We start from the raw sequence: 21,835 nt of genomic DNA, 5'->3' as shown, positions 1-21,835 counted from the left end.
GCCTGTCAGAAATCGAACAGGTCGGACAGGAAGCTTTCCTTCTTCTTTTTCTTGTAGCCGTAACCGTGCTGGCCACGGTTTTCGTCGTGACGCTGGCCAAGGTGGCGGGTATCGCGGTGCATCACCGGCGGTGGCACTGCCGCCGGTTGTGCCTGTGCTGGCGGCGGTGGCGGCACCGCCGCACCGGCATTGGCGCGCTCGATGATCTTGTCCAGCTCGCCACGATCCAGCCACACGCCGCGGCAATTCGGGCAGTAGTCGATCTCGATGCCATGGCGCTCGGCCATCTGCAGGGTCTGGGTCTTGCACACGGGGCACAGCATCGGCATCGCTCCTGTCAGGTCTGCTCTGGACTCTACCTGCTCTGCGATGACTGTCCGGCAACGCATGACCGATGGCAGGGGGACTTCCGGCGCGTGCCCTGCATCGCGCCGCCTCGCACACTGCGGTCTGGTCCCGCATGGAATGCGCTGATGAGTGTCCTGTCCCGCCTGCCGACTGCCGCCCGGATCCTGCTGGTCCTGCTGGGAACGGGCCTGGGGCTGAACGTACGCGACATCGCGGCGGCGCTGGGGCGGCCCATCCCCGGCCTGCCGATCCCCTATGGCGGCAGCCTGCTCGACAACGCCCTGGCGGTGCTGGTGGCCGTGCTGCTGGCGCTGCTGCTGCGTCCGCGCCACATGGGGTTGGCCGAAAGCCTCGGCCTGCGAGGCAACGGGATGCGCGGACCGCTATGGGTGCTGCTGGCCAGCCTGCCCTGCTGGGTGGGTCTGGCCGTGCTCGGCCGACCCAACACGGCGCTGACCGCCCTCGATGCGACGATGCTGGCCGTTCTGTTCCCGCTGGCCGAAGAGATTCTGTTCCGCGGCCTGGGCTTCATTCTGCTGGTGAAGATCGTGCGCGGCCCGTGGCCCTTGCTCGCACTGCCGCAGGCCCTGTTGTTCGGCATGGTGCACTGGCTTGGATTCGGCGGTTTCGATGGCGGCGGGGTGGCGCTGTTCGTCGGCGCGGTGATCGCCTTGGGGGGCTTTGTCTTCGCCTGGCTGGACCGCCTGGATGGCAACACCCTGTGGTGCGGCCTGGTGCTGCACGTGTCGATGAACCTGGCCTGGAACGTGTTCAGCCTGGACGACGCCGTGGCGCTCGGTTGGCAGGCCACCAGCCTGCGCATCGGCACGGCTCTGCTGGCGGTCGCGGTCCTGGCCTGGGGCGTGCGCCGGCGCCCCCGCCTGTAACACCCACGTGGCCTGCCGTGCACGCCGGGATCACTACCGGATTGCGCATACTTGCGCGCCTTTTCACCGTCGCTGTCCGGAGTTGTCGCGTCATGTTGCTGTCCAAGCGCCACGTTGAACCGCGCGTCCTGCTGATCGAGGACGCGGAGGAGACCCGCGAACTGAGCCGCATGGCGCTGGAAAGCCAGGCCTGCCACGTGGTGGGGGTGAGCTCTGCCGAAGCGGCACTGGGCCTGCTGGCCGCCGGCGAGCGCTTCGACCTGCTGTTCACCGACGTCAATCTGGGCCCGATCAGCGGCATCGAAGCCGCCAACCGGGTCCGCGGCCTGCATCCCCAGCTGCCGATCCTGGTGACCTCGGGCATGGACCAGCACGCCGTCCTGCCGCAGCTGCGCGACGGCATCCATTTCCTGCCCAAGCCGTACAACATGAGCGAGTTGCTCGATGCGATCCGCCTGTGCTTCCGCCACGCGGATGTGGGCGTATTGACCGGGCCGGATGCACAGGCGGCGTGAAGCATCCATCCACGCCCTGCGTGGATGACATCCGCCGTCAACCGCTGCTGTACGGCCCGGTGCCCGGGAACACCCTCAGCAACGCGCGCGTGATCATGTCCGGGTAGACCGTGAAGTGGTCCTCGTCATCGATCACCATGTTCTCCACCTTCAACGAACGCCCGCTGCTGCGCAGCTGCTCGGCGAACTCGGCGTTGTCGCGCAGCATGTCGTTGCGGGTGAAGTAACGCGGCTCGGGCTTGACCGTTTCAAAGCTGCCTACCGACAGCACCACCGTGGTCGGCTGCGTCGGCACCTTGGCCTCCGCCTGCATGCGCGGCACGCGATGATCATCGAACCACAGCGACGGACTGGACAGGATGTAGCTACGGAACATGTCCGGGCGCGTGGTCAGCACATAGGCACCGAACAGGCCACCATAGGAATGGCCTGCATAGGCACGCCGCGCCGGATCGGTGCGGTAGCGCGCATCGATCATCGGCAGCACCTGTTCGGCAAGAAAGTCGCGATAGTGCGCGGCACCGCCGTAGCTGACGTCATCACTGTAGTCCCGCGGATCGGTACGTGCCGGGTCGCTGGGCGTGTAATCGCGCGAACGGCTCTGCCTGGAGGTAAGCCCCTCCTGCGGCGGCAGCCCGACCAGGATGAAGTTTTCGATGTTGACGCCCTGCTGCCCCACCATGTGTCGCACGCTGCGTACCAGCGGGAAGCTGTACAGCGCGTCGGTCACGTACAGGACCGGATAGCGCTTTTCCGGATGTGCGGCGTAGTCGGCCGGCAACGCCACCCACACCGGGTAGTCGCGGCCGACCGGATCGTGCACGCGCAGCGCCTCGGTATCCGGCAACACCACACCCGGCGCGATGCTGGCCGCGCTTTCCTTCGCTTCACTCTTCGGTGCCGGCGGCGCCACCGACATCGCACAGCCACTTACGGCCAGGCAGGCCGCCGCACTCCATCCACGCACACGCTGCATCCACACGCTCCCGTTACGGGCGGCGCACCGGATGGCGCCGCTGCCGCATCCTTGCATGCGGTGCACGCCGGTGCCAGTGCGGTCAGGGCGAAGCCGCTGGCGGCGCCGGGAACAGCGTGCGCAGTGCCTGCATTGCGGCCGGGTGATAGATCGTGGCGTGGGTTTCTTCCGGCAGCGGCAGGTACTTCACCAGCGGCGACGGCGACGCCTGTTGCAGCAACGTAGCCAGCTGCGCCGTGGAACTGGCCAGTTCCGGTTGCCCGCTGCTGGCCAGGAACACGCGCGGCTGTGCGCGCATCACTGCCGGCAGCTGCTTGGCAGCACCCGCCAGCATCGTGCCCCGGTTCCACCACAGGCTGGGGTCCAGCGCGATGTAGCTGTTGAACAGCGACGGTTCCTGCAGCAACGTCTCGACCACGAACAGGCCGGCCAGCGATTCGCCGATCAACGCACGCTCGTCGGTGGTCGGGTAGCGCTGGCGCACCTGCGGCATCAGTTCATCGCGCAGGAAGGTGCGGTAGGCCGCCGAACCGCCGATGCGCGGCGCGATCTTCTGGTCCTGCGGGTCCTTGCTGGGGCCGGTCATGTCGCGGCGGCGCTCGGTGTTCTCGATGCCGACCAGCAGGAACGGGCGCATGCTGCCGTTACCGGTCAGCACCTGCACCAGCCCCGCCACATGCAGGAAGTCCTCGCCGATGCCGCCGTCGGGCATGTAGAGCACCGGCAGCGGCGTGTTCGGGTCCAGCCCCCAGGGCTGCGGGCGGTAGACATTGATGCGGCGGGTCTCGCCCAGCGCCTTCGATTCGAGGGTGAAGGTTTCGCCGATCACCAACGGGGTGGCTTGCGTTGTCCGTGTGGATGGGGCCGGCTCGGCGGCTATCAGTGGCGCGGCGGAGACGGCGGACAACAACAGCGAAAGCACGATGAGGCGCATGGGGAACCCGTCCTGGGAAAGAGGCCGAGCATAGCGCGAGGTCGCTGTAGATCCACGCCAAGCGTGGATGGATCACTGTAGAGCCGAGCCCACGCTCGGCTTGGCCCTGACGCGAACTGCAGCCGAGCATGGCTCGGCTCTACAACACGCCGCTCTGGCGCGGACGCCAACATCTCGATCGTCGCAAATGCACCGATTTTCGAGGGCATCATTCGCTGGCCAAGCAACCATCTCATGCAAATGTGACGCCTCCGTTCCACGTGCCGCGTCACGGCACACTCGCTGTCACCGGCAGTTCTCGACATTTTCCCCGCGCGATTGACCAAGCCCAAGAGCACATGCGTCGCGCACTGTCGCTTGCTGCACCAGCGTGGCCTGCGACACCATCGTCGCGCGTCCGGATTCCGCATTTTGCTTCGGATTATCCTCATTGAAGTCCAGGCGCAGGCGTAAACATCATGCTGCGCCACCGACAACAGGTGGCGCCGGGCCTGCAAGCTCGTAATGACATTCACGCTGTTGTTTGCGCTCACCGGCCGACGCTGTCTTTGGATGGTGCCGGCGGGTGATCCGTCGGCCGTTATGGCGGGCGGTGCGTGGGGGTTTTCGGACCCGCCGGTTACTGCGTGATGTCATTCCGGCTTGCAGCCACGCATCGCCCGCCACCCGCGCTGCGCGGTGGCACGCCCACGCAAGAGCCGAGGAAGCCGAGATGACCGAACGCCCGCACTATGCTTCATACGCCGCCAGCATCAATGATGACGACAACAACCCGTCGCCCGAACTGAGCACCTTCCTGGGCTGCCTGAAACGCATCCGCGCGGGTGAAGGTGACGATGGCCTGCCCTGGCCTGAGGCCGACGTCTCCCCAGGGCGTGGGGTTGCCCTGTCGCGGGTGGAACGGGCGGCCATCGGCATGCTGACCGTGGCGGAAATGCTGCACGCCGCCGACCGCTGCCGGGAAATGGCCACGCCGGACCGCCATCTGGACGCCGGGGTGGTGGAAGGGCTGTTCTTCGCCTGCCGCAGCCTGGCGGAACTGGTGTGCCGGGATGTGCGGGCCGAGTAGCCCGCGGCCGCAAAGCGGTCCATACTCGGGCCGGACCGGTCCATCGTGATGTTCAAACCTACAAGGAGGTACACATGTTGAATGCAATGATCGTCGTCGCACTGGCCGCAGGCCCAGCCGCATCCGCACCGTATGGCGACTGCCTGCTCGCTAACCTCCAGCCCGGGCTGTCCGACCGTGCAGTGCAACTGGTGCAGCAGGCCTGCGCCGTAAAACACCCGGACAGCTTCGCTGCATCAGTGGAACTGGAGCGCAGATACAGCGTCCAACGGCAGGCGCAGTTCGATGCGGATCGTACCGCAGCGGAGCGGGCCGCAAACGCCGCCGCCCGCGCTGCGAATGTGGCTGCCACCGTGGCGGCGGAACGCGAGGCAGCAGAGGCCAAGGCTGCGACGGCGAAGTAGCCTCCACAGGAGGTTGGGAACGCGTCCGCTGATCGTTGTTCAAGGAATGGAACTCCCATGCAGATGAAGTCGCTTGCTTTCGGCATCGCGCTGTTGACGAGTGTGTCTGTCGGCCCGGCACTGGCCGTTGCCGAGGCCACACCCGTGAAGGCGCGCACCACCGTGGAATCGCGGACGACCTGGCCAGCAGGCTCCGTCGAGGCCGCGTCCATTCTGGCGTGGGTCAAGGCATGGTCTCCCGGACATGCGCCCATCACCTCTGGGGGAGATATCTCGATTGTCCGCAGGCAGATTGAGCCGCAGCCGCTGACTCGAACATCCAGCGGCCCAACCGTGGAGCTGCCCGCCTCAGGGCGGCAGGGCGAGGCGATCACGATCACGAGTCGCCAGGCAGATGGCTCCATCGAAACCTGGGCCCATACAGGGATCGATAGCGGGTGGATGCTGGTTGAGTATCACTTCAAGCGCGGCTTCAGCCCCGAGAGCATCAAGTAATCGAGCTACGCTCCTGGGCTGCTGCTGGACCGAACGCGCCTCGCGCAAGCCGGCACCGCTTTTCAACTTGGCTCTGGCGCAACCGGCCTCTGGCAGCGGCGGCAATCTGGACGGAACCGCCCACGCGTCTGGCCGGCCACTGGCCGTGATCTGGGGGCAATGAAACTGGGTACTGGTCTGGCCGCAGCTGGCGTTGGGCCGGCGTAATGGTTGTTGCCACCATCACCTGCGTTCTGTGGACACGCGCAAGGCGAGTTAGGGAAACACAATATAGGAATTCCCCTATAGCGCAGCAATCGGATAGCTGAAAGACTCTGAACCGCTCGTAGATGTCGAGCTAGCCAAGACCTAGAGGAGTGATTATGAAGATCCATAATTTCCTGTTTGGTTTCATTGCTGTCACGATCGCTGCGATGTCTACAATTGGTGTGGTACCTGAAGCAAAGGCGGCCGGCTTTCAAACCACCTGCAGCCCTCTCGGGGGTGGCTGGTACCAATGCACGGAAAAGTACTGCAACAACGATGGCTGCGTGGTTGTGAATACTTGGAGCCAGTTCTTCCAAGGCGATCAAGTGATCTTCGAGTAACGTTCCGCACATGAACATCGGCGCAAAGGCTCAGGTCTTTGCGCCTTACCCCAATTGGCAATTGCGATCGCTCGATTTGAAAGCAGAGATAGTCGATCAGGCGGCCGCAGCCAAGCACCGCGCGGAGCGGTGGATATTTTGCGGAGCGGGGGCGAAGGGCTGAAACCCTTGGTCCACATGGTGGGCCGTGTAGGATTCGAACCTACGACCAAAAGATTAAAAGAAAGCTGGAGCTTCCTTTGAAAAAACCGGTTGCGCCGCTCTATTTTTCCGCCCATCGAGCGTGGAACCATTGCAGGCCCTAAGCTCACTCGAAAATTTTTCCGGCGTCTCAAGCGATATGCACGGGATCCACCACCAAGACTCCACCGTTTGACGCCGGTTGCCAAGCCGTTGGCGAACTGGTGTGCCGCGACGTACAACCATCGTGAGCGTGCGGTCGGGAAGGCAATGAGAAAGGCGCCCAGTAGGCGCCTCCTCACAATCCAGCAGCACATCAGGAGCGCTGCACGTTGGAATCCAGCCATGCCTGCACGCCCTGCAGCTCGGCCCCGATCTTCGCATTGAAGGTTCGCCCCACATCCCACGCAACGCCCCTCCCTTGGGCAAAGGCCGCGCGATACTTCTTTATCATGTTGCCCGGGTCGTTAGCCAGTTCCTGCATGAGCTGGGGTACACCCCAGATCGTCAGCTCAAAAGGTTCGCCGAACGCCTTCTGCAGAATATCCGGAAGGTCGCCGTAGCGGATGGTATCACCTGCCAGATACACGATCTCGTTGCGGATGGCAGGTGTGTGGAACACGATGCGCGCTGTCATTGCGCCGATATCATCCGGCGTGGTCAAGGTGACAGCGTTGCTCGCCGAGCCCAGGGCGTTCACTTTATGCCCAATCAGGTCGACCACGCCGAAGTCCGGCTCGAAGAGGTAGCTGGTGAACATCCCAGTGGAGATGATCACCCAATCCATCGCAGTCTGCGAACGCAGATACTCGCGCACGTCCAGCTGGGCGTCGAACAGATCCTGGGGGCCACCGCGCCCAATGGCATCGAAATCGACACCGAACTGCCAAGGGAAGTAGCGGGGAATACCAGACTTCACCGCCGCACGCGCGACCTTCATTGGCGTATCGCGGCCTGCGGCATAGCCGGTGCATCCAATCACTGTGTCGAACTGCGCGAAGGTAGCCGCCAACGCTTCTACTGATTCAGTTACCAGATCGCCAGCAACGATATTCACCCCCAAGGCGCGGATTTCATCGACCACCCGCTGCTTCTCCGGCAGTTCTGAGTCGATCGACGCCGCCCGTAGCATCACACTGATCCGTGTGCCTGGATGACTTACGGCCAAACGTGCAAGGTTCCGGATAACAGGCATTCCAAGCTCGCCTGCGCCGAGCACCAGGATCGACCGAGAGGGGGTAGTGCTGATATGAGATGACATGGAAATCGCCTTGTGTGTGTACGATGGCGGCGATTCTGCTCGCCTAATGGCCCACACGTAAGAAGGCACATCGATGATACCGACCGCACCGTTCATGAGTCCGGAAGAACTCCTAAGGCACTCTCAAGCCATATGCGACGGGATGAGCGAGGACGAAGATGGACTGCGCCGGGAGGTTCTAGCGCACGCTGGTAGCCGCTGGTCCCTGGGAATCATCCATGCGCTTGGCGTGTATGGAACGCTGCGTCATGCCGAGGTCGCGCGGCGGATGAAGGGGATCACCCAGCGCATGCTTACGCGCACCCTCCGGCAATTGGAACGTGACGGGTTGATCAGCCGGAAGGATTTCCGCGAAGTACCGCCACATGTGGAGTACAGCATCACAGCGCTGGGCAAGGACCTTCTTGTACTGATGATTCCCATGTGGACATGGGTAGTGGCTCATGCGGAGGAATTCCGCCAATGTCGGCAGAATTTTGATTCTTCAGACGGGAAATGAAGATATAGGCCAGCAGCGGCGCAGGCAGGTAGCGTCACCCACTGGGGGGATGCTCCAGCGCGTCATCACCGAAGTATTCGCGTCGGTCACATCCGACGCCAAGCGTTTAGCCTTGTGTGGGCGACAACATCGGGGCGTCACCGAAGGCGCCGCAAGACCGCATGCGATCACGTCACCGAAGAGATGCGACAGCGATACGACCACGAACTGCCGGTGGTTCAACCGCCCCATAAGCCGCACGTGCTTGAGCGTGGAACGACTTAATTTTTCCGGAAATATGAAAAAGGCGCCGCAAGGGCGCCTAAGTCGTTGATGCAATTGGTGGGCCGTGTAGGATTCGAACCTACGACCAAAAGATTAAAAGTCTTCTGCTCTACCGACTGAGCTAACGGCCCGGTGCACTGCCCCAGCCGCGTGGCGGGGGTGGGCATTCTACCCCACTTTGCCACGCGACGCGAAACCCCCTACCCGCAGCCCGGGCAATCAAGCGCCCGGGCAGCCGGCTTGAACCGGCTTAAACCTTCCGCCCGCACCGCGCATCCCATCCCTGATCCCCACTGGAGAGCCAGGATGCGCCGCTGCCTGCCCCTGATCGCCGCACTGCTGTTGCCCGGCGCCGCGCTGGCAGCGCCGTCCCCGGTGCGCAGCGACGACATCGCCCGCTTCTGGGCCACCTACGATGCGGTGCGCGCCGAACCCGATGCCGAGCGCCGGGTGGCACTGGTCCAGCAGCGCTATATCGATCCGGGTAGCCCTGGCCTGCATGCGCTGATGCAGGTCCGCAATTACACGGCACGCGAGTATGCCGAGGCCATGCGCGCGTGGCCGCGCTTCTGGACCTCAGTACGACCACTCACGACCAACGCGCAGCGGGCCAGTGCCTCGCTGGAGCGTGATCTGGCCGCCTTCCGCACGCTCTACCCCGCCCTGCGCCCGGCCACGATCACCTATGCGGTGGGCGTGCTGCGTACCGGCGGTACCACGCTGGGCGACCAGGTACTGATCGGTGCGGAGATGGCACTGGGCGACGAGCGCGTGGATGTCAGCGAACTGCCGGAGCCGACGCGCAGCCGCCTGCGCATCTTCTATGACAGCCGCCCCGGCGCGAACAACGCGCAGAACAACCTGCATGAGTATGTGCATACCCAGCAACGCGAGACCACCGGCAATCTGGCTCAGTACACAGTGCGCGAAGGCGTAGCCGAGTACATCGCCGAGCGCATCAGCGGCAAGCGCCCTGCCCTGCCGCTCTATGACTACGGCCCGTTGCACGAAGCGGAGATACGCACCCGTTTCATCGCCGAGATGGACGGCGATGACCTGGACAACTGGCTGTACAACAGTGCCCGCAATCCGTTCGGCGTGGGCGACGTGGGCTACTACGCCGGTTATCGCATCGCGCAGGAGTACATGCGCCGGCAGGCCGATGAGAAGGCGGGGATCGCGCGGATGATCGAGTTGGATTACGCCGATCCGCAAGCGGTGCGGGCGTTTATCGAAGCATCGGGGTGGCTGCAGCAGCGGTAGCGCCGGGCCATGCCCGGCGCACAGTGCCAACCAAGGTTGGCACCCACCAGTGTCAGACCTCCCGGCGCTCAGTGCCAACCAAGGTTGGCACCCACCAGAGTCAGACCTGCCCGGCGCTCAGTGCGCCGATCCGCAAGCGGTGCGGGCCTTCATCGAAGCATCGGGGTGGCTGCAGCAGCGGTAGCGCCGGGCCATGCCCGGCGTACAGTGCCAACCAAGGTTGGCACCCACCATTGGGGCATCAGCCCCCATCACCTCAGGCGTACAGCGTCGGGTCGGCCACGCCGGCGTCGGCGAAGCCCTGTGCACGCAGACGGCAGGCATCGCAGTGGCCGCACGCGGCACCGTTGGCATCGGCGTTGTAGCAGGACACGGTCAGGCCGAAGTCCACGCCCAGGCGCACGCCCTCGCGGACGATCTGGCCCTTGCTCAGGAACTGCAGTGGCGCGTGCACCTTGATGCCCGCGCCTTCCACGCCGGACTTCGTCGCCAGGTTGGCCAGGGTCTGGAAGGCGGCGATGAATTCGTGGCGGCAGTCCGGGTAGCCGGAGTAATCCACGGCATTGACGCCACAGAAGATGTCGTTGGCGCCCAGCACTTCGGCCCAGCCCAGGGCCAGCGACAGCATGATGGTGTTGCGTGCGGGCACGTAGGTGACCGGAATGCCGGCACCGCCGGCCTCGGGCACGTCGATGTCATCGGTCAGTGCCGATCCACCGATGCTGCGCAGGTCCACATCCACGGTCTTGTGCGCGACCACGCCCTGGGCCTTGGCCACGCGCGCGGCCGCGTCCAGTTCGGAGGTGTGGCGCTGGCCATAGCGCACGCTCAGGGCATGCACTGCAAAGCCCTGTTCCTGGGCCATGGCGATGACGGCGGCTGAATCCATGCCGCCGGAGAGAAGCACGACTGCCTTCTTCATGGAAAATCTTCCGGTTGGGGGAGGAAAGCCAGCACGCTGTCCCGCGCCGGAGTTGCATCAGGAAACAAGGGCGGCCTCAGCGGCCCGGCTCATCGTTCCACAGAATCTTGTGCAGCTGCATCTGGAAGCGTACCGGAAGCCGGTCTTCAACAATCCAGTCGGCCAGCTGGCGCGCGGTGATCTCCCCCTTGCTGGGCGAGAAGAACACCGTGCAACGCTTCACCAGCGCGTGTTCGGCCAGCAGGGCCTTGGCCCAGTCGTAGTCCTCGCGGCTGCAGATGACGAACTTGATCTGGTCGCGTGCGGTCAGCAGCGGCAGGTTTTCCCAGCGGTTGCGCGCCACCTCGGCCGAACCCGGGGTCTTGATGTCGACCACGCGTGATACGCGTGGGTCCACCGCGCTGACGTCCAGCGCACCGGACGTTTCCAGCGAGACGTCCAGGCCGGCGTCACACAGCTTCTGCAGCAGCACCAGGCAGCGCTTCTGCGCCAGCGGCTCGCCGCCGGTCACGCAGACGTGGCGTACGCCCTGGGCCAGCACTTCGGCCACGATGTCGTCGATATCCCACCAGGTGCCGCCGTGGAAGGCATAGGCGGTGTCGCAGTACTGGCAGCGCAACGGGCAGCCGGTCAGGCGCACGAACACGGTCGGCCAGCCGGCGGTATCGGCTTCGCCCTGCAGCGAGGTGAAGATCTCGGTGATCTTCAGGCGCGGCAGGGGCGACTGCACGATGTCGCTGGGGGTGGCGACGGCGTTGGACGGGGTAACGGCGGTCATGGCGGGAACTTCTTTGTGGGACACGTGGCGGGTGGGCTACCGTGGCCGGTAACGAAAGCAGCCGAGCATGGCTCGGCTCTACAACAGCAACCGACGGGCATGGTCCAGCCGGTGACGCGAGCCGCCGGGCATGGCCCGGCGCTACCGGATCCGGGCGGGTTGGCCGATCCGGAAACGAAAGCAGCCGAGCATGAGCTCGGCGCTACGGGACACGTATTGTACGCCCGGTCAGCGGATCTGCTGGCCCAGGCGGATCGACTGCAGGCGGTCCTGCGCGGTGCGCGCGGCGTCCGAGCCGGGGTACTGCGCCACGACGGTCTCCAGCGTCTGCTGGGCCTGATCGACCTTGCCCTCGCCATACTGCGAGAGGCCGACCTTGAGCAGGCCGCCCGCGGCCTTGTCATGGGTCGGATAGCGTGAGAGCAGCTCGCGGAACTGGGTCTCGGCCATCGGGAAATTGCGGGTGGCGTAGTAGCTCTCGCCCAGCCAGTACAGCGCATTCGGCGCGTACACGCCGTTCGGATACAACTGGAGGAAGCTCAGGAACAGCTGCGCCGAATCATCGTACTTGCCGGCCTTGAGCGAATCGAAGGCAACGTTGTACGCGGTGCGCTCGTCGCCCGTGGCGGCCAGACTGCCGGGATCGCCATGGATGGACGGCGGCCGCTCGGAAGTGGCCGCCGCTGCCGGTTTGGCCGGGGCCGGTGCGGCCTGCGGCGCGTTCGCCGGAACGGGGGGCAGGACCGGGGCATTGCCCCCTTCCAACCGGTTCAGGCGGCTGTCCAGGTCCAGGTACTGATCCTGGGCGGACTGCTTGAGCTGGGCGTTGTCGTGCTGCAACTGCTCGATCGAGGCCTGCAGGCTGGTCACCTGCTGCCGCAGCTGGTTGATCTGGTTCAACAGGTCCTGGTTGGCACTGTTGTTGTACATCTGCTGCTCGAGCGCGCCGACACGATCGGCCAGACTCTGTCGCTGTGCATGCGCCGGTGCGGCAGCCACGAGGGCTGCCGCAACGACCAGCATCAGTTTGATGCCAATGCGCATGGATTACTGCGCGGTGTAGACGATTTCGACGCGACGGTTCTGCGACCAGCAGGACTCGTTCGACTCGGTGCAGACCGGACGCTCTTCACCGTAGGACACGACGGTCAGCTGCGAAGCCGAGCCACCGTTGGCCTGCAGCGCCGAGCTGACGCCGTTGCCACGACGCTCGCCCAGGGCCTGGTTGTACGCGCGCGAACCGCGCTCGTCGGTGTGGCCCTGCAGGGTGATGCGCGAGGACGGACGGTCACGCAGGTACTTGGCGTGGCAAGCCATGATGGCCTGGAATTCCGGCTTCACGTCTTCCTTGTCCAGGTCGAAGTAGACAACGCGCTGGCGCAGGCAGGCATCGGTGTCCAGGTCGCCCGGGCCGTACAGGCCGGAGGTCGACGGACCGGTCGGGGTGGTGGTCGAGGTGCCGGTGTCGACCGGGGCTGCCGGCTCTTCCTTCACCTTCTTCGAGCAACCGGCCAGGACGGCCACAGACAGCAGGGAAACAAGCAGAACACGGGTGGACTTGTTCATGGCGATACCTTTGTGGCTCCTAGGCCGATGAGGGGTTCAAGACAAAGAAAATATTAACACTCTTTTAGCGCTGGGTACGGTATGGGGACCATGCCGGCTCGCGCACATCACCATCGGCCAGAACCAGGCGCTGGCGAACCCGCGCATCGGCCGAAACGGCATACAACACACCACGGCCACCTTCGCGGGCGGCGTACAGCACCATGCTTGCGTTGGGCGCAAAGCTCGGCGATTCATCCAGCGAACCCGGGGACAGGGTGCTCCAGCGCGGCGAGCCCAGCGAGCTGTCCATCATCGCGATCTTGTAGCTGTTGCCCGAGCCCTGGGCCACGGCGATCTTCTTGCCGTCGTAGGACACCGAGGGCTTGGCGTTGTAGTTGCCCTGGAAGGTCACGCGCTCGGCGCTGCCGCCGCCGGCACCGACCTTGTAGACCTGCGGACGGCCGCCGCGGTCGGAGGTGAAGTACACCGCGCTGCCATCCGGTGCCCAGGTCGGCTCGGTATCGATGGCGAAGTGGTTGGTCAGCTGGGTCAGCTGCTTGCTGCCCAGGTCCATCACGTAGATTTCGGGATTGCCCGAGCGCGACAGGGTCAGGGCCAGCTTGCGGCCGTCCGGCGAGAACGCAGGCGCGCTGTTGATGCCGCGGAAGCTGGTGACCAGCTCACGGGCGCCGGTGGCGATGTTCTGGATGTAGATGGCCGAGTTGCCGCGCTCGAAGCTGACGTAGGCCAGCTTGCCACCATCCGGGCTCCACGACGGCGACAGCAGCGGCTCGGCCGAACGCACGATGGTCTGCGGGTTGTAGCCATCGGAGTCGGCCACCATCAGCGCATAGCGCATGGCATCGCCCTTGCCGCTGGCGGTCACGTAGGCGATGCGCGTCCAGAAGGCACCCCGGACACCGGTGATCTTCTCGTAGATGGCATCGGCCATCTGGTGGGCGACGTCGCGCATGGCATTGCCGCGGGCGGTCATCGCCAGGCCGAGCAGGCGCTCGCCCTTCGGCACGTCGAACAGTTCGTACTCGACGCGGTAGGCACCGGCACCGGCGTCCAGCACGCGGCCGACCACGATGTAGTTCTGCTTCAGCGCGCGCCAGGTGGCGAACTGGATCTCGCCGCCACGGACGGGCTTCTCCACGATCTGCGCTTCGGGCAGGGTGCGGAACTGGCCCGAACGTTCCAGGTCGGCGCGGACAACACCGGCGACATCGGTCTGCGGTGCGGCCGACGAGCCCTGGTAGGGCATCGGCACGATGGTGATCGGCAGCGCGGACGCATTGCCACCGATGATGTCGATATCCAGTCCCCTCTGCTGCGCGACGGCAGCGAAGGGCAGCAACAGGGCCGCAAACACGGCAAGCCAGCGAGGCATCTTCTTCATGGAGCGCTCAATAGGGGGAAACCGGAACGAGGGATAGCAAAGCGGCGGTGAACCGCTTCGCAATCATGAACCAAGGGTACGTGAATTCCGGGTCAGTTCCAGCCCGTCCTCTCACGCCCCATTAACGTATCGGTCGGCTGCCGCGCGACGGGGCGACCCGCAGGCCGGCCCGCGCGGCCGATCAATCCTGCGCGGTGAAGGTCAGGTTGAGCGTGCGGGCAAACACCGATTCGAATCCGCGATAGGGCAACGGCTGCGCATTGAGCACTGCGGCCTCGATCGAACGCCTGCCGGCTTCGTCATAGGGGCAGTTGGCGCCCACCTTGGCCTGCAGCACCTGCCCCCCCGGAATCTGGGTGATGGTGATCTGGCAGCGCTGGCCCAGCGGCACACTGTCTGGACGCGTCCAGGCGCTGCGAACCTTGGCCTGGATCGCGGCGGCGTACTTGGCCGACAGATCATCGCTGTTGCCACCGCCCCCAGCGGCCGGCTGTGCCGCACCGGTGTTGCCGGCCGGCGCGCTGCCGGCGGCGTTGCGCGCGGCGGCGACCTGGCGCAGCTTCTGCTCGGCCAGCTTGGCTTCCTTCTCCGCCTGTTCGCGCCTGGCACGGATCTCGGCGATCTTCTTCTGCCGTTCGGCCTCGGCCTGGTCGGCGGCCTGCCGCTCCTGCTCGGCACGCTTCTTCTTGGCGTCTTCTTCCTGCTGCCTGGCCAGGCGCAGCTTCTGCTCGGCTTCTTCCTGGCGCTTGCGCTCGGTCAGGTCGATCTGCTCCTGGCGGCGCTTGGCTTCCTGTTCCTGCCGGGCCTTCTCCTGCGAGATGGCCAGTGCGCTCACCGCCTCCTGGTCCTGCGTGTCCGGCTGGGCGACACGCTCCTGCGCCTGTTGCTGCTGCGGCGTGGGAGCATCCTGCGGACGTGGCTCGGGAATCGGCTGCGGCGGTGGAATGGTGTCCTCGGGCACCGGAATCGGCTCGGCAACCGGCGGCGGCAGATCTTCCAGCTTCTCCGACTGGCGCAGGGCCTGGCGCGCAGCGGCCGCCTCCGACGCGGACAGCGCCAGGCTGGCCTCGACCGAGGGATCACCGGCAGCGGCATCGGTATTGCGCGTGGGCGACCACAGCCACGCCAGGATGAACACCAGCGCGACCAGCAGGTGCACCAGCACGGCCAGCGCCAGGGGCAGGCCCCAGCCCGGTTCCTGCTGTCGCGGAGGCGGCAGGGTCTCAGCGTGCATCGGTGGCCAGGCCTACCTTGTCCACTTTCGCGCGCTTGATCACGTCCATCGCCGCGATGACCTTCTCATAGGCCACGGCACGGTCGGCGGCGACGATCACGCGCAGGCCCTTGTCCTGTGCGGCGATGCCGGCCAGGCGCCCTTCCAGCTCCTCGGCAGACACGGCCGTGGGCTCCTTGGCGTCGGGCAGCTTCAGGCTCAGCTGGCCGTCCTGGCGCACCGAAACGATCACCGGATCCTGCTTGCTCTCCAGCGCCTTGGCATTGGAGTTCGGCAGGTCCACGTCAAAACTCAGGGTGAGCAGCGGCGCGGTGACCATGAAGATGATCAGCAGCACCAGCATGACGTCGATATAGGGAACGACGTTGATTTCCGATTTCAGCTTGCGGCGCTTGCGGCGACCGATGGCAGCGGACATGGCTTGGACTCCCGGGTCAGGCGCTTACTCGTCGCCAGCGCTCTGGCGCTGCAGGATGGAGCTGAACTCGTCGGCGAAGGTCTCGAAACGCACCGACATGCGCTCCACACGGGTGGTGAAGCGGTTGTAGGCCCACACCGCCGGGATTGCCACGAACAGGCCGATGGCGGTGGCGAACAGCGCTTCGGAGATGCCCGGGGCGACCGAGGCGATGCCGGCCTGGGCGCCGCTGCTGATCATGTCGTGCATGGTCACCATGATGCCGAACACGGTGCCGACCAGGCCCACGTAAGGCGCGGTCGAGCCGATGTTGGCCAGCAGTTCCAGATTGCGCTCGAGCTGGTCGACTTCGCGGGTGTAGGTGGTGCGCATCGCACGTTGCGCGCCTTCCAGCTGCGCACGGCCATCGAGCCGGCGCTTGTCGCGCAGGCGGGTGAACTCGCGGAAGCCCGCCTCGAAGATCGCCTCCAGGCCGCCCACGTTGCGGCTGCGGTCGGTGGCCGAGCTGTACAGCTTGCCCAGGTCGGCGCCGGACCAGAAGCGGTTCTCGAACTCGTCCGCCTCGCGGGTGGCCTGCTTGAACACGCGGGCCTTGCGGAAAATGATCACCCAGCTGACGAACGAGCCGACCAGCAGCAGCAGCACGATGATCTTCACCGGCAGGCTGGCCTTGGCCATCAGTTCGAGGTAGTTGATGCCGCCGCCGGTGGTGGCCTGGGCAAGGGTCTGGGTCGCGGCGTTGCTGACGTCAGCCGGCAGTGCCTCGGTGACCGTGGCCTGCAGGGCCAGGAGCGTTGCGATCATCCGTTGTTCCTCAGTGTTCGGATTCGGGGTGGAGGTAGGGTTGCAGCACGGCAAGGACGGCGTCGTCCATGCCACGCGGGCGGAAACTGGCCGCGTCCAGTGCGGCGATGCGGACCTGCGCCGACAGCAGCAGTTCGCCGTCGCGCTCGATCCGCTGATCGAAGACCATGCTGGCCTTCTTCAGCTGGACCAGCGTGGCACTCACCTGCAGGAGGTCATCCAGCCGGGCCGGCCGGATGAAGTCCATCTGCATGGCACGTACCGCGAAGACCATGCCGTGCTCGCTGCGCATGCGCTCCTGGCCATAGCCCAGCGCGCGCATCCATTCGGTCCGGGCCCGTTCCATGAAGGCCACGTAGCGGGCGTGGTAGACCACCCCGCCTGCGTCCGTATCTTCCCAGTAAATGCGTGTCGGCCAACTGAATAGTGGCTCAACCGACATCGGGAACCTCCGCGAACAGGTCCTGCGGCGGGTTCTTCGGCTTCAGGCCCATGTGCCGGTACGCCTTGTGGGTGGCCATGCGGCCGCGCGCGGTGCGTACCAGGAAGCCCTGCTGGATCAGGTAGGGTTCGACCACGTCTTCCAGCGTGCCGCGCTCTTCTGACAGCGCGGCGGCCAGCGATTCGATGCCGACCGGGCCACCGTCGAAGTAGTCCACCAGGGTCCTGAGCAGGCGCCGGTCGAGCTCGTCGAAACCCTCCGGGTCGACCTTGAGCATCTGCATGGCCGCCTGGGCGACCGCCACGTCGATATGGCCACCCGCCTTCACCTGGGCGTAGTCGCGCACCCGCCGCAGCAGGCGGTTGGCGATGCGCGGGGTGCCACGCGCACGGCGCGCGATCTCCCCTGCGCCGTCGGCGGTGCAGTCGATGCCCAGGATGGTGGCCGAGCGGCGTACGATCCGGGTCAACTCCTCGACACTGTAGAACTCCAGCCGCTGGACGATGCCGAAGCGGTCGCGCAGCGGCGCGGTCAGCAGGCCGGCGCGGGTGGTGGCCCCGATCAGCGTGAACGGAGGCAGGTCGATCTTGATCGAGCGGGCCGCAGGGCCCTCGCCGATCATGATGTCGATCTGGAAATCCTCCATCGCCGGGTACAGCACTTCCTCGACCACCGGCGACAGGCGGTGGATCTCGTCCACGAACAGTACGTCGTGTGGCTGCAGGTTGGTCAACAGCGCGGCCAGATCACCGGCCTTTTCGATCACCGGACCGGACGTCACCCGCAGCGCCACCCCCAGTTCGTTGGCGATGACGTGGCTGAGCGTGGTCTTGCCCAGCCCCGGCGGACCGAAGATCAGCACATGGTCGAGCGCGTCGCCACGGGCCTTGGCCGCTTCGATGTAGATTTCCAGCTGCTCGCGCACCGGCGCCTGGCCCAGGTAATCGGCCAGTCGCTTGGGGCGGATGCTGGCGTCGGCGGCGTCATCCTCGCGGGTGGCGCCGGCGCCGATGATGCGGTCGTCGGTCATGTGCTGATTATGCGGCAAAAGCGCGGGTTTCGGCCGGGCTGCGCCCGGCGCCCGCGGTAGTGCCGGCCGCTGGCCGGCAACCTCAACAGCAACAGCCGAAGCGGGCTTCCTGGGGAATGGCGGGGTGGGTCCGGTTGCGGGGGACGCTGCAAGTACGTCCATGTAAGCTCGGTCGCCGCATCCATGCGGCTCACGCCCCCGCAACCGGACCCACCCCGCCTTCGACAGTTGGCCGCGATCTGATGGTAGGTGTCGACCTTGGTCGACACGGAAGATCCACGCCATGCGTGGATGGAACAGAGCAGGAGAGTGGGCTCAGTTTCAGGCACGCAGCATCTCCGCAAGAGGAGCCCCCTTGTTGTTCAAGGGGGCGCGCCGATAGGCGGGGGGATAAGGTGGAATGCGCGCAGGGCCCACGGTTTGCGCAGCAAATCGTGGGACGTAACGCAGGTGGAGATTAAATCTCCACCTGCGCGCCCAACTCAACCAGACGGTTGCCCGGAATCCGGAAGAAGCCCGTGGCCGGCGCAGCGTTGCGATGCATCAGTGCGAACAGCTTGTCGCGCCAGATCGGCATGCCGCGGTTGGCGGTGGCGACGATGGTCTCGCGGCTGGCGAAGAAGGTGGTGTCCATCGGATCGAAATAGATCCCGCCGTGGTCGCAGGAGCGCATCAGCGCCAACGGTACGTCCGGCGTCTCCATGAAACCGAAGCGGACATAGACCCGGTAGAACTCGTCGCCCACCGATTCGATCTTCAGCCGCTGCCCCTCCATCGCATAGGGAATGGGCAGGGTTTCCACATGCAGGAAGACGTTGCGCTCGTGCAGCACCTTGTTGTGCTTGAGGTTGTGCATCAGTGCATGCGGAGCCACGGTCGGGTCAGCGGTGAGGAACACCGCGGTACCCGGCACGCGCACCGGCGGCGCCAGCATCAGGCCCGGCAGGAAGGTGTCGATGCGGATGCCGTCCTTGCGGATCTCGTCGCGCAGCAGCTCGCGGCCACGGCGCCAGGTGCGCATCATGGTGAACAGGAAGATGCCCAGCACGACCGGGAACCAGGCGCCCTGCAGCAGCTTGGCACCATTGGCGATGACGAAGCCGACGTCGATGATGAAGAACACCACGCACAGCGGCAGGATCCAATGACGCGCCTTCGGCCACAGCGAGCGCGCGACCAGGGCCAGCAGCAGCGTATCGATCAGCATGGTGGCCGAGACCGAGATGCCGTAGGCCACGGCCAGGTTCGACGAGCTGCGGAAGGCCAGCACCAGGCCGATGACCATCACCGCGATGCCCCAGTTGATGCCCGGGATGTAGATCTGGCCGATGGTGTCGTGCGAAGTGTGCTTGATGCGCATGCGCGGGATGTAGCCGAGCTGCATGGCCTGGCGCGAGACCGAGAACGCGCCGGTGATCACCGACTGCGAGGCGATCACCGCCGCCATCGTGGCCAGGATGATCATCGGATACAGGGCCCAGTCGGGGACCGCTTCGAAGAAGGGATTCTTCACCGCTTCGGGGTGGTTCAGCACCAGCGCGCCCTGCCCCAGATAGTTCAGCACCAGGCACGGCAGCACGAAGAAGTACCAGGCATGGCGGATGGGCTTGGCACCGAAGTGGCCCATGTCGGCATACAGGGCCTCGCCACCGGTGACCGCCAGCACCACGGCGCCAAGGATGAAGATGCCGTGCCAGCTGTGCTCCATGAAGAAGCGGATCGCCCACCACGGGTTGAACGCCTTCAGCACTTCCGGCGAATCGATGATGTTGTAGATGCCGATCGCCGCCAGCGAAATGAACCACACCGAGGTGATCGGGCCGAACGCCTTGCCGATCTTCTCTGTGCCGAAACGCTGCGCGGCGAACACCATCAGCAGGACCACCACGGTGATCGGCACGATGAACGCGTGCAGGCCCGGTGCGGCCACCTCCAGGCCCTCGACGGCACCAAGCACCGAGATCGCAGGGGTGATCACGCCATCACCGAAGAACAGCGACGCACCGAAGATGCCCAGGATGCCCACCACGTAGGCCGAGCGTGAGCCGTTGCGCAGCGTACGCTGGGTCAGCGCCATCAACGCCATGATGCCGCCCTCGCCATCGTTGTCGGCGCGCATGATGATGGTCACGTACTTCAGGGTGACCACGATGTTCAGCGCCCAGAACGCCAGCGACAGCACGCCGAGCACGGTGTCGTGGTCGCTGTTGAGCCCGTAGTGCGGCGAGAACGCCTCCTTCAGGGTGTACAGCGGGCTGGTACCGATGTCACCGAAGACCACACCGATCGCACCGATGACCAGCGCCAGTCCCCCGGCCGGGGGCGCGTGACCGTGTCCGCCAGGGGCGGCTGCGTGCGGGGTTTGACTGCTGGACATGGGACTCCTGGCGAAGCTCAGGCGATGGGGGGAGGGAAAGGACGCGGCTCAGCGCAGCGCCGACTGCAGGGCCTTGCGGATGACCGTGGCCACTTCGTCGCCTTCGTTGAAGGCATCACGGGCCATGCGGGCCGCTTCAGCCGGCTTGTAGCCCAGCTGCTGCAGCGCCACGGTGGCATCGGACAGCGGGTCGGCCGGGGCCGGACCGCTGCCGGTCGGCAGCGCCCCGCCGGCACCGAACTGGGACGCACGGTCGCGCAGCTCCAGCACCATGCGCTCGGCCGTCTTCTTGCCGATGCCCGGGATGCGGGTCAGTGCGGTGATATCGCCCGCCTGCACCATGCGCGCGAATTCCTCGACGCTGACAGCGGACAGCACGGCCAGCGCGATCTTCGCGCCGATGCCGCTGACCTTCTGCACATCGCGGAACAGACGACGCTCGCCTTCGCGCAGGAAGCCGTACAGCGAGACGCTGTCTTCCTTCTGCGCGTAATGGGTGTACAGCGTGACCTCGCGTCCGAGCTCGGGCAGGTCGTAGAAGGTGCTCATCGGCGCCTCCAGTTCGTAGCCCACTCCATTCACGTCCACCACCAACCACGGCGGCGCCTTGTAGGCGACGATGCCGCGCAGTCGACCGATCATTGCGTGCAGCTCCTCATTTGCGACCCCACGCCTGGCGGGCGCTGAGCCCCAGGCGGTTGGCCGTCGCCCTTACGTGGGCGTGGGTGATCGCTACCGCCAACGCGTCGGCCGCGTCGGCCTGCAGCTTGGTTTTCAGGTTGAGCATGAGCCCGACCATGTGTTGAACCTGTTGCTTTTCCGCGCCACCACGACCGACCACGGCCAGCTTGATCTCGCTGGCGGCGTATTCGTGCACCGGCAGGTCGCGCAGCACCACGGCCGAAATGGCTGCGCCGCGGGCCTGGCCCAGCTTCAGCGCCGAATCGGGGTTGCGCGCCATGAACACGCGCTCGATCGCCACTTCCTGCGGCTGGTACTCGCGGCACAGGTCGGCCAGGCCCAGCACCAGCAGCTTCATCCGCTGCGGGAAATCGTCGGCGCCCAGCAGCACCAGGGGCTGGTGATGGACGTGGATGACGCGCCCTGCGGCATCGACATCGATGATGCCCACCCCGGTCCGCTGTGAACCGGGGTCGATGCCGAGGATGCGGGTCATGCCGCGCTCCTGGCGGTGCGG

26 protein-coding genes and 1 tRNA gene are annotated in these 21,835 nt (G+C 65.5%); 9 read left to right on the top strand and 18 right to left on the bottom strand.

The genetic code is table 11. The features are described from left to right. Positions 1-5: 5 nt before the first annotated feature. On the bottom strand, positions 6-323 hold the full coding sequence (locus ACVOKU_RS17265) for a TFIIB-type zinc ribbon-containing protein (RefSeq protein WP_053520162.1): 318 nt from the start codon (positions 321-323) through the stop codon (positions 6-8). Between the two features lie 150 nt (positions 324-473). Between ACVOKU_RS17265 and ACVOKU_RS17260 the strand changes: the two genes are divergently transcribed. Beyond that, positions 474-1,235, top strand: a complete 762-nt coding sequence (locus tag ACVOKU_RS17260; RefSeq protein ID WP_481560491.1) for a CPBP family glutamic-type intramembrane protease — start codon at positions 474-476, stop codon at positions 1,233-1,235. 92 nt (positions 1,236-1,327) lie between these two features. Further along, a complete protein-coding gene (locus tag ACVOKU_RS17255; RefSeq protein ID WP_065174769.1) occupies positions 1,328-1,750 on the top strand; it encodes a response regulator in 423 nt (140 codons plus the stop codon). Between the two features lie 37 nt (positions 1,751-1,787). Here the strand turns inward: ACVOKU_RS17255 and ACVOKU_RS17250 are convergent, their stop codons facing one another. Further along, complete coding sequence (locus ACVOKU_RS17250) at positions 1,788-2,726, bottom strand: alpha/beta hydrolase (RefSeq protein WP_481560490.1); 939 nt, start codon at positions 2,724-2,726, stop codon at positions 1,788-1,790. Positions 2,727-2,808: 82 nt separating this feature from the next. Next, positions 2,809-3,660 (bottom strand): alpha/beta hydrolase, encoded by an 852-nt coding sequence (locus tag ACVOKU_RS17245; RefSeq protein ID WP_481560489.1) that lies wholly within the window; start codon positions 3,658-3,660, stop codon positions 2,809-2,811. Between the two features lie 712 nt (positions 3,661-4,372). Here ACVOKU_RS17245 and ACVOKU_RS17240 point away from each other — a divergent pair. From ACVOKU_RS17240 to ACVOKU_RS17220, 5 genes are all read left to right on the top strand, one after another. Beyond that, positions 4,373-4,729, top strand: coding sequence for a hypothetical protein (locus ACVOKU_RS17240; protein ID WP_481560488.1), 357 nt, complete (start codon positions 4,373-4,375; stop codon positions 4,727-4,729). Between the two features lie 86 nt (positions 4,730-4,815). After that, positions 4,816-5,133, top strand: coding sequence for a hypothetical protein (locus tag ACVOKU_RS17235; RefSeq protein WP_481560487.1), 318 nt, complete (start codon positions 4,816-4,818; stop codon positions 5,131-5,133). A 57-nt stretch (positions 5,134-5,190) separates the two neighbouring features. Next, a complete protein-coding gene (locus tag ACVOKU_RS17230; RefSeq protein WP_481560486.1) occupies positions 5,191-5,628 on the top strand; it encodes a hypothetical protein in 438 nt (145 codons plus the stop codon). Between the two features lie 362 nt (positions 5,629-5,990). Next, a complete protein-coding gene (locus ACVOKU_RS17225; RefSeq protein WP_481560485.1) occupies positions 5,991-6,215 on the top strand; it encodes a hypothetical protein in 225 nt (74 codons plus the stop codon). Between the two features lie 10 nt (positions 6,216-6,225). Beyond that, positions 6,226-6,378: a hypothetical protein gene (locus ACVOKU_RS17220; RefSeq protein WP_481560484.1), complete on the top strand. Its 153-nt coding sequence runs from the start codon at positions 6,226-6,228 to the stop codon at positions 6,376-6,378. Positions 6,379-6,711: 333 nt separating this feature from the next. Here ACVOKU_RS17220 and ACVOKU_RS17215 read toward each other — a convergent pair whose 3' ends face one another. Beyond that, positions 6,712-7,656: an aromatic alcohol reductase gene (locus tag ACVOKU_RS17215; RefSeq protein WP_481560483.1), complete on the bottom strand. Its 945-nt coding sequence runs from the start codon at positions 7,654-7,656 to the stop codon at positions 6,712-6,714. 142 nt (positions 7,657-7,798) lie between these two features. Between ACVOKU_RS17215 and ACVOKU_RS17210 the strand changes: the two genes are divergently transcribed. Further along, positions 7,799-8,155, top strand: a complete 357-nt coding sequence (locus ACVOKU_RS17210) for a winged helix-turn-helix transcriptional regulator (protein ID WP_481560482.1) — start codon at positions 7,799-7,801, stop codon at positions 8,153-8,155. Positions 8,156-8,474: 319 nt separating this feature from the next. Here the strand turns inward: ACVOKU_RS17210 and ACVOKU_RS17205 are convergent. Beyond that, a tRNA-Lys gene (locus ACVOKU_RS17205) sits at positions 8,475-8,550 on the bottom strand. Between the two features lie 175 nt (positions 8,551-8,725). Here ACVOKU_RS17205 and ACVOKU_RS17200 point away from each other — a divergent pair. Next, the gene (locus ACVOKU_RS17200; RefSeq protein ID WP_481560481.1) at positions 8,726-9,682 is read left to right on the top strand and encodes a DUF2268 domain-containing putative Zn-dependent protease; all 957 of its coding nucleotides are present in this window, start codon (positions 8,726-8,728) and stop codon (positions 9,680-9,682) included. Between the two features lie 256 nt (positions 9,683-9,938). Here ACVOKU_RS17200 and queC read toward each other — a convergent pair whose 3' ends face one another. The 13 genes from queC to ruvC form a co-directional block, all read right to left on the bottom strand. Beyond that, positions 9,939-10,604, bottom strand: a complete 666-nt coding sequence (gene queC, locus ACVOKU_RS17195; protein WP_481560480.1) for a 7-cyano-7-deazaguanine synthase QueC — start codon at positions 10,602-10,604, stop codon at positions 9,939-9,941. Positions 10,605-10,680: 76 nt separating this feature from the next. Then, positions 10,681-11,382 (bottom strand): 7-carboxy-7-deazaguanine synthase QueE, encoded by a 702-nt coding sequence (gene queE, locus ACVOKU_RS17190; protein ID WP_164153079.1) that lies wholly within the window; start codon positions 11,380-11,382, stop codon positions 10,681-10,683. A 228-nt stretch (positions 11,383-11,610) separates the two neighbouring features. Further along, positions 11,611-12,426, bottom strand: coding sequence for a tol-pal system protein YbgF (ybgF, locus tag ACVOKU_RS17185; RefSeq protein WP_053520245.1), 816 nt, complete (start codon positions 12,424-12,426; stop codon positions 11,611-11,613). Positions 12,427-12,429: 3 nt separating this feature from the next. Then, complete coding sequence (pal, locus tag ACVOKU_RS17180) at positions 12,430-12,948, bottom strand: peptidoglycan-associated lipoprotein Pal (protein ID WP_005418510.1); 519 nt, start codon at positions 12,946-12,948, stop codon at positions 12,430-12,432. A 64-nt stretch (positions 12,949-13,012) separates the two neighbouring features. After that, the gene (gene tolB / locus ACVOKU_RS17175; protein WP_053520246.1) at positions 13,013-14,332 is read right to left on the bottom strand and encodes a Tol-Pal system beta propeller repeat protein TolB; all 1,320 of its coding nucleotides are present in this window, start codon (positions 14,330-14,332) and stop codon (positions 13,013-13,015) included. Between the two features lie 181 nt (positions 14,333-14,513). Then, positions 14,514-15,566 (bottom strand): cell envelope integrity protein TolA, encoded by a 1,053-nt coding sequence (gene tolA / locus ACVOKU_RS17170; protein ID WP_481560479.1) that lies wholly within the window; start codon positions 15,564-15,566, stop codon positions 14,514-14,516. Beyond that, positions 15,556-15,984: a protein TolR gene (tolR, locus tag ACVOKU_RS17165; protein WP_053520248.1), complete on the bottom strand. Its 429-nt coding sequence runs from the start codon at positions 15,982-15,984 to the stop codon at positions 15,556-15,558. Before tolR ends, tolA begins: the two co-directional genes overlap by 11 nt. 24 nt (positions 15,985-16,008) lie before the next feature. Further along, complete coding sequence (tolQ, locus tag ACVOKU_RS17160; RefSeq protein WP_053520249.1) at positions 16,009-16,788, bottom strand: protein TolQ; 780 nt, start codon at positions 16,786-16,788, stop codon at positions 16,009-16,011. 10 nt (positions 16,789-16,798) lie between these two features. Continuing rightward, complete coding sequence (gene ybgC / locus ACVOKU_RS17155; RefSeq protein WP_053520250.1) at positions 16,799-17,230, bottom strand: tol-pal system-associated acyl-CoA thioesterase; 432 nt, start codon at positions 17,228-17,230, stop codon at positions 16,799-16,801. Then, positions 17,220-18,260, bottom strand: coding sequence for a Holliday junction branch migration DNA helicase RuvB (gene ruvB, locus ACVOKU_RS17150; protein WP_065174760.1), 1,041 nt, complete (start codon positions 18,258-18,260; stop codon positions 17,220-17,222). The genes ybgC and ruvB overlap by 11 nt, the downstream gene beginning before the upstream one ends. 457 nt (positions 18,261-18,717) lie before the next feature. Continuing rightward, the gene (locus ACVOKU_RS17145) at positions 18,718-20,637 is read right to left on the bottom strand and encodes a potassium transporter Kup (RefSeq protein WP_053519356.1); all 1,920 of its coding nucleotides are present in this window, start codon (positions 20,635-20,637) and stop codon (positions 18,718-18,720) included. A gap of 48 nt (positions 20,638-20,685) precedes the next feature. Further along, on the bottom strand, positions 20,686-21,279 hold the full coding sequence (ruvA, locus tag ACVOKU_RS17140; RefSeq protein WP_481560478.1) for a Holliday junction branch migration protein RuvA: 594 nt from the start codon (positions 21,277-21,279) through the stop codon (positions 20,686-20,688). A gap of 13 nt (positions 21,280-21,292) precedes the next feature. Further along, a complete protein-coding gene (gene ruvC, locus ACVOKU_RS17135) occupies positions 21,293-21,814 on the bottom strand; it encodes a crossover junction endodeoxyribonuclease RuvC (protein ID WP_053519359.1) in 522 nt (173 codons plus the stop codon). Positions 21,815-21,835: the final 21 nt, after the last annotated feature.

The sequence above is a fragment of the Stenotrophomonas sp. STEN147 genome (genome assembly GCF_056757995.1).
The sequence above is the reverse complement of the archived record's forward strand: the minus strand, read 5'-3'. Positions and strand labels throughout refer to the sequence as shown.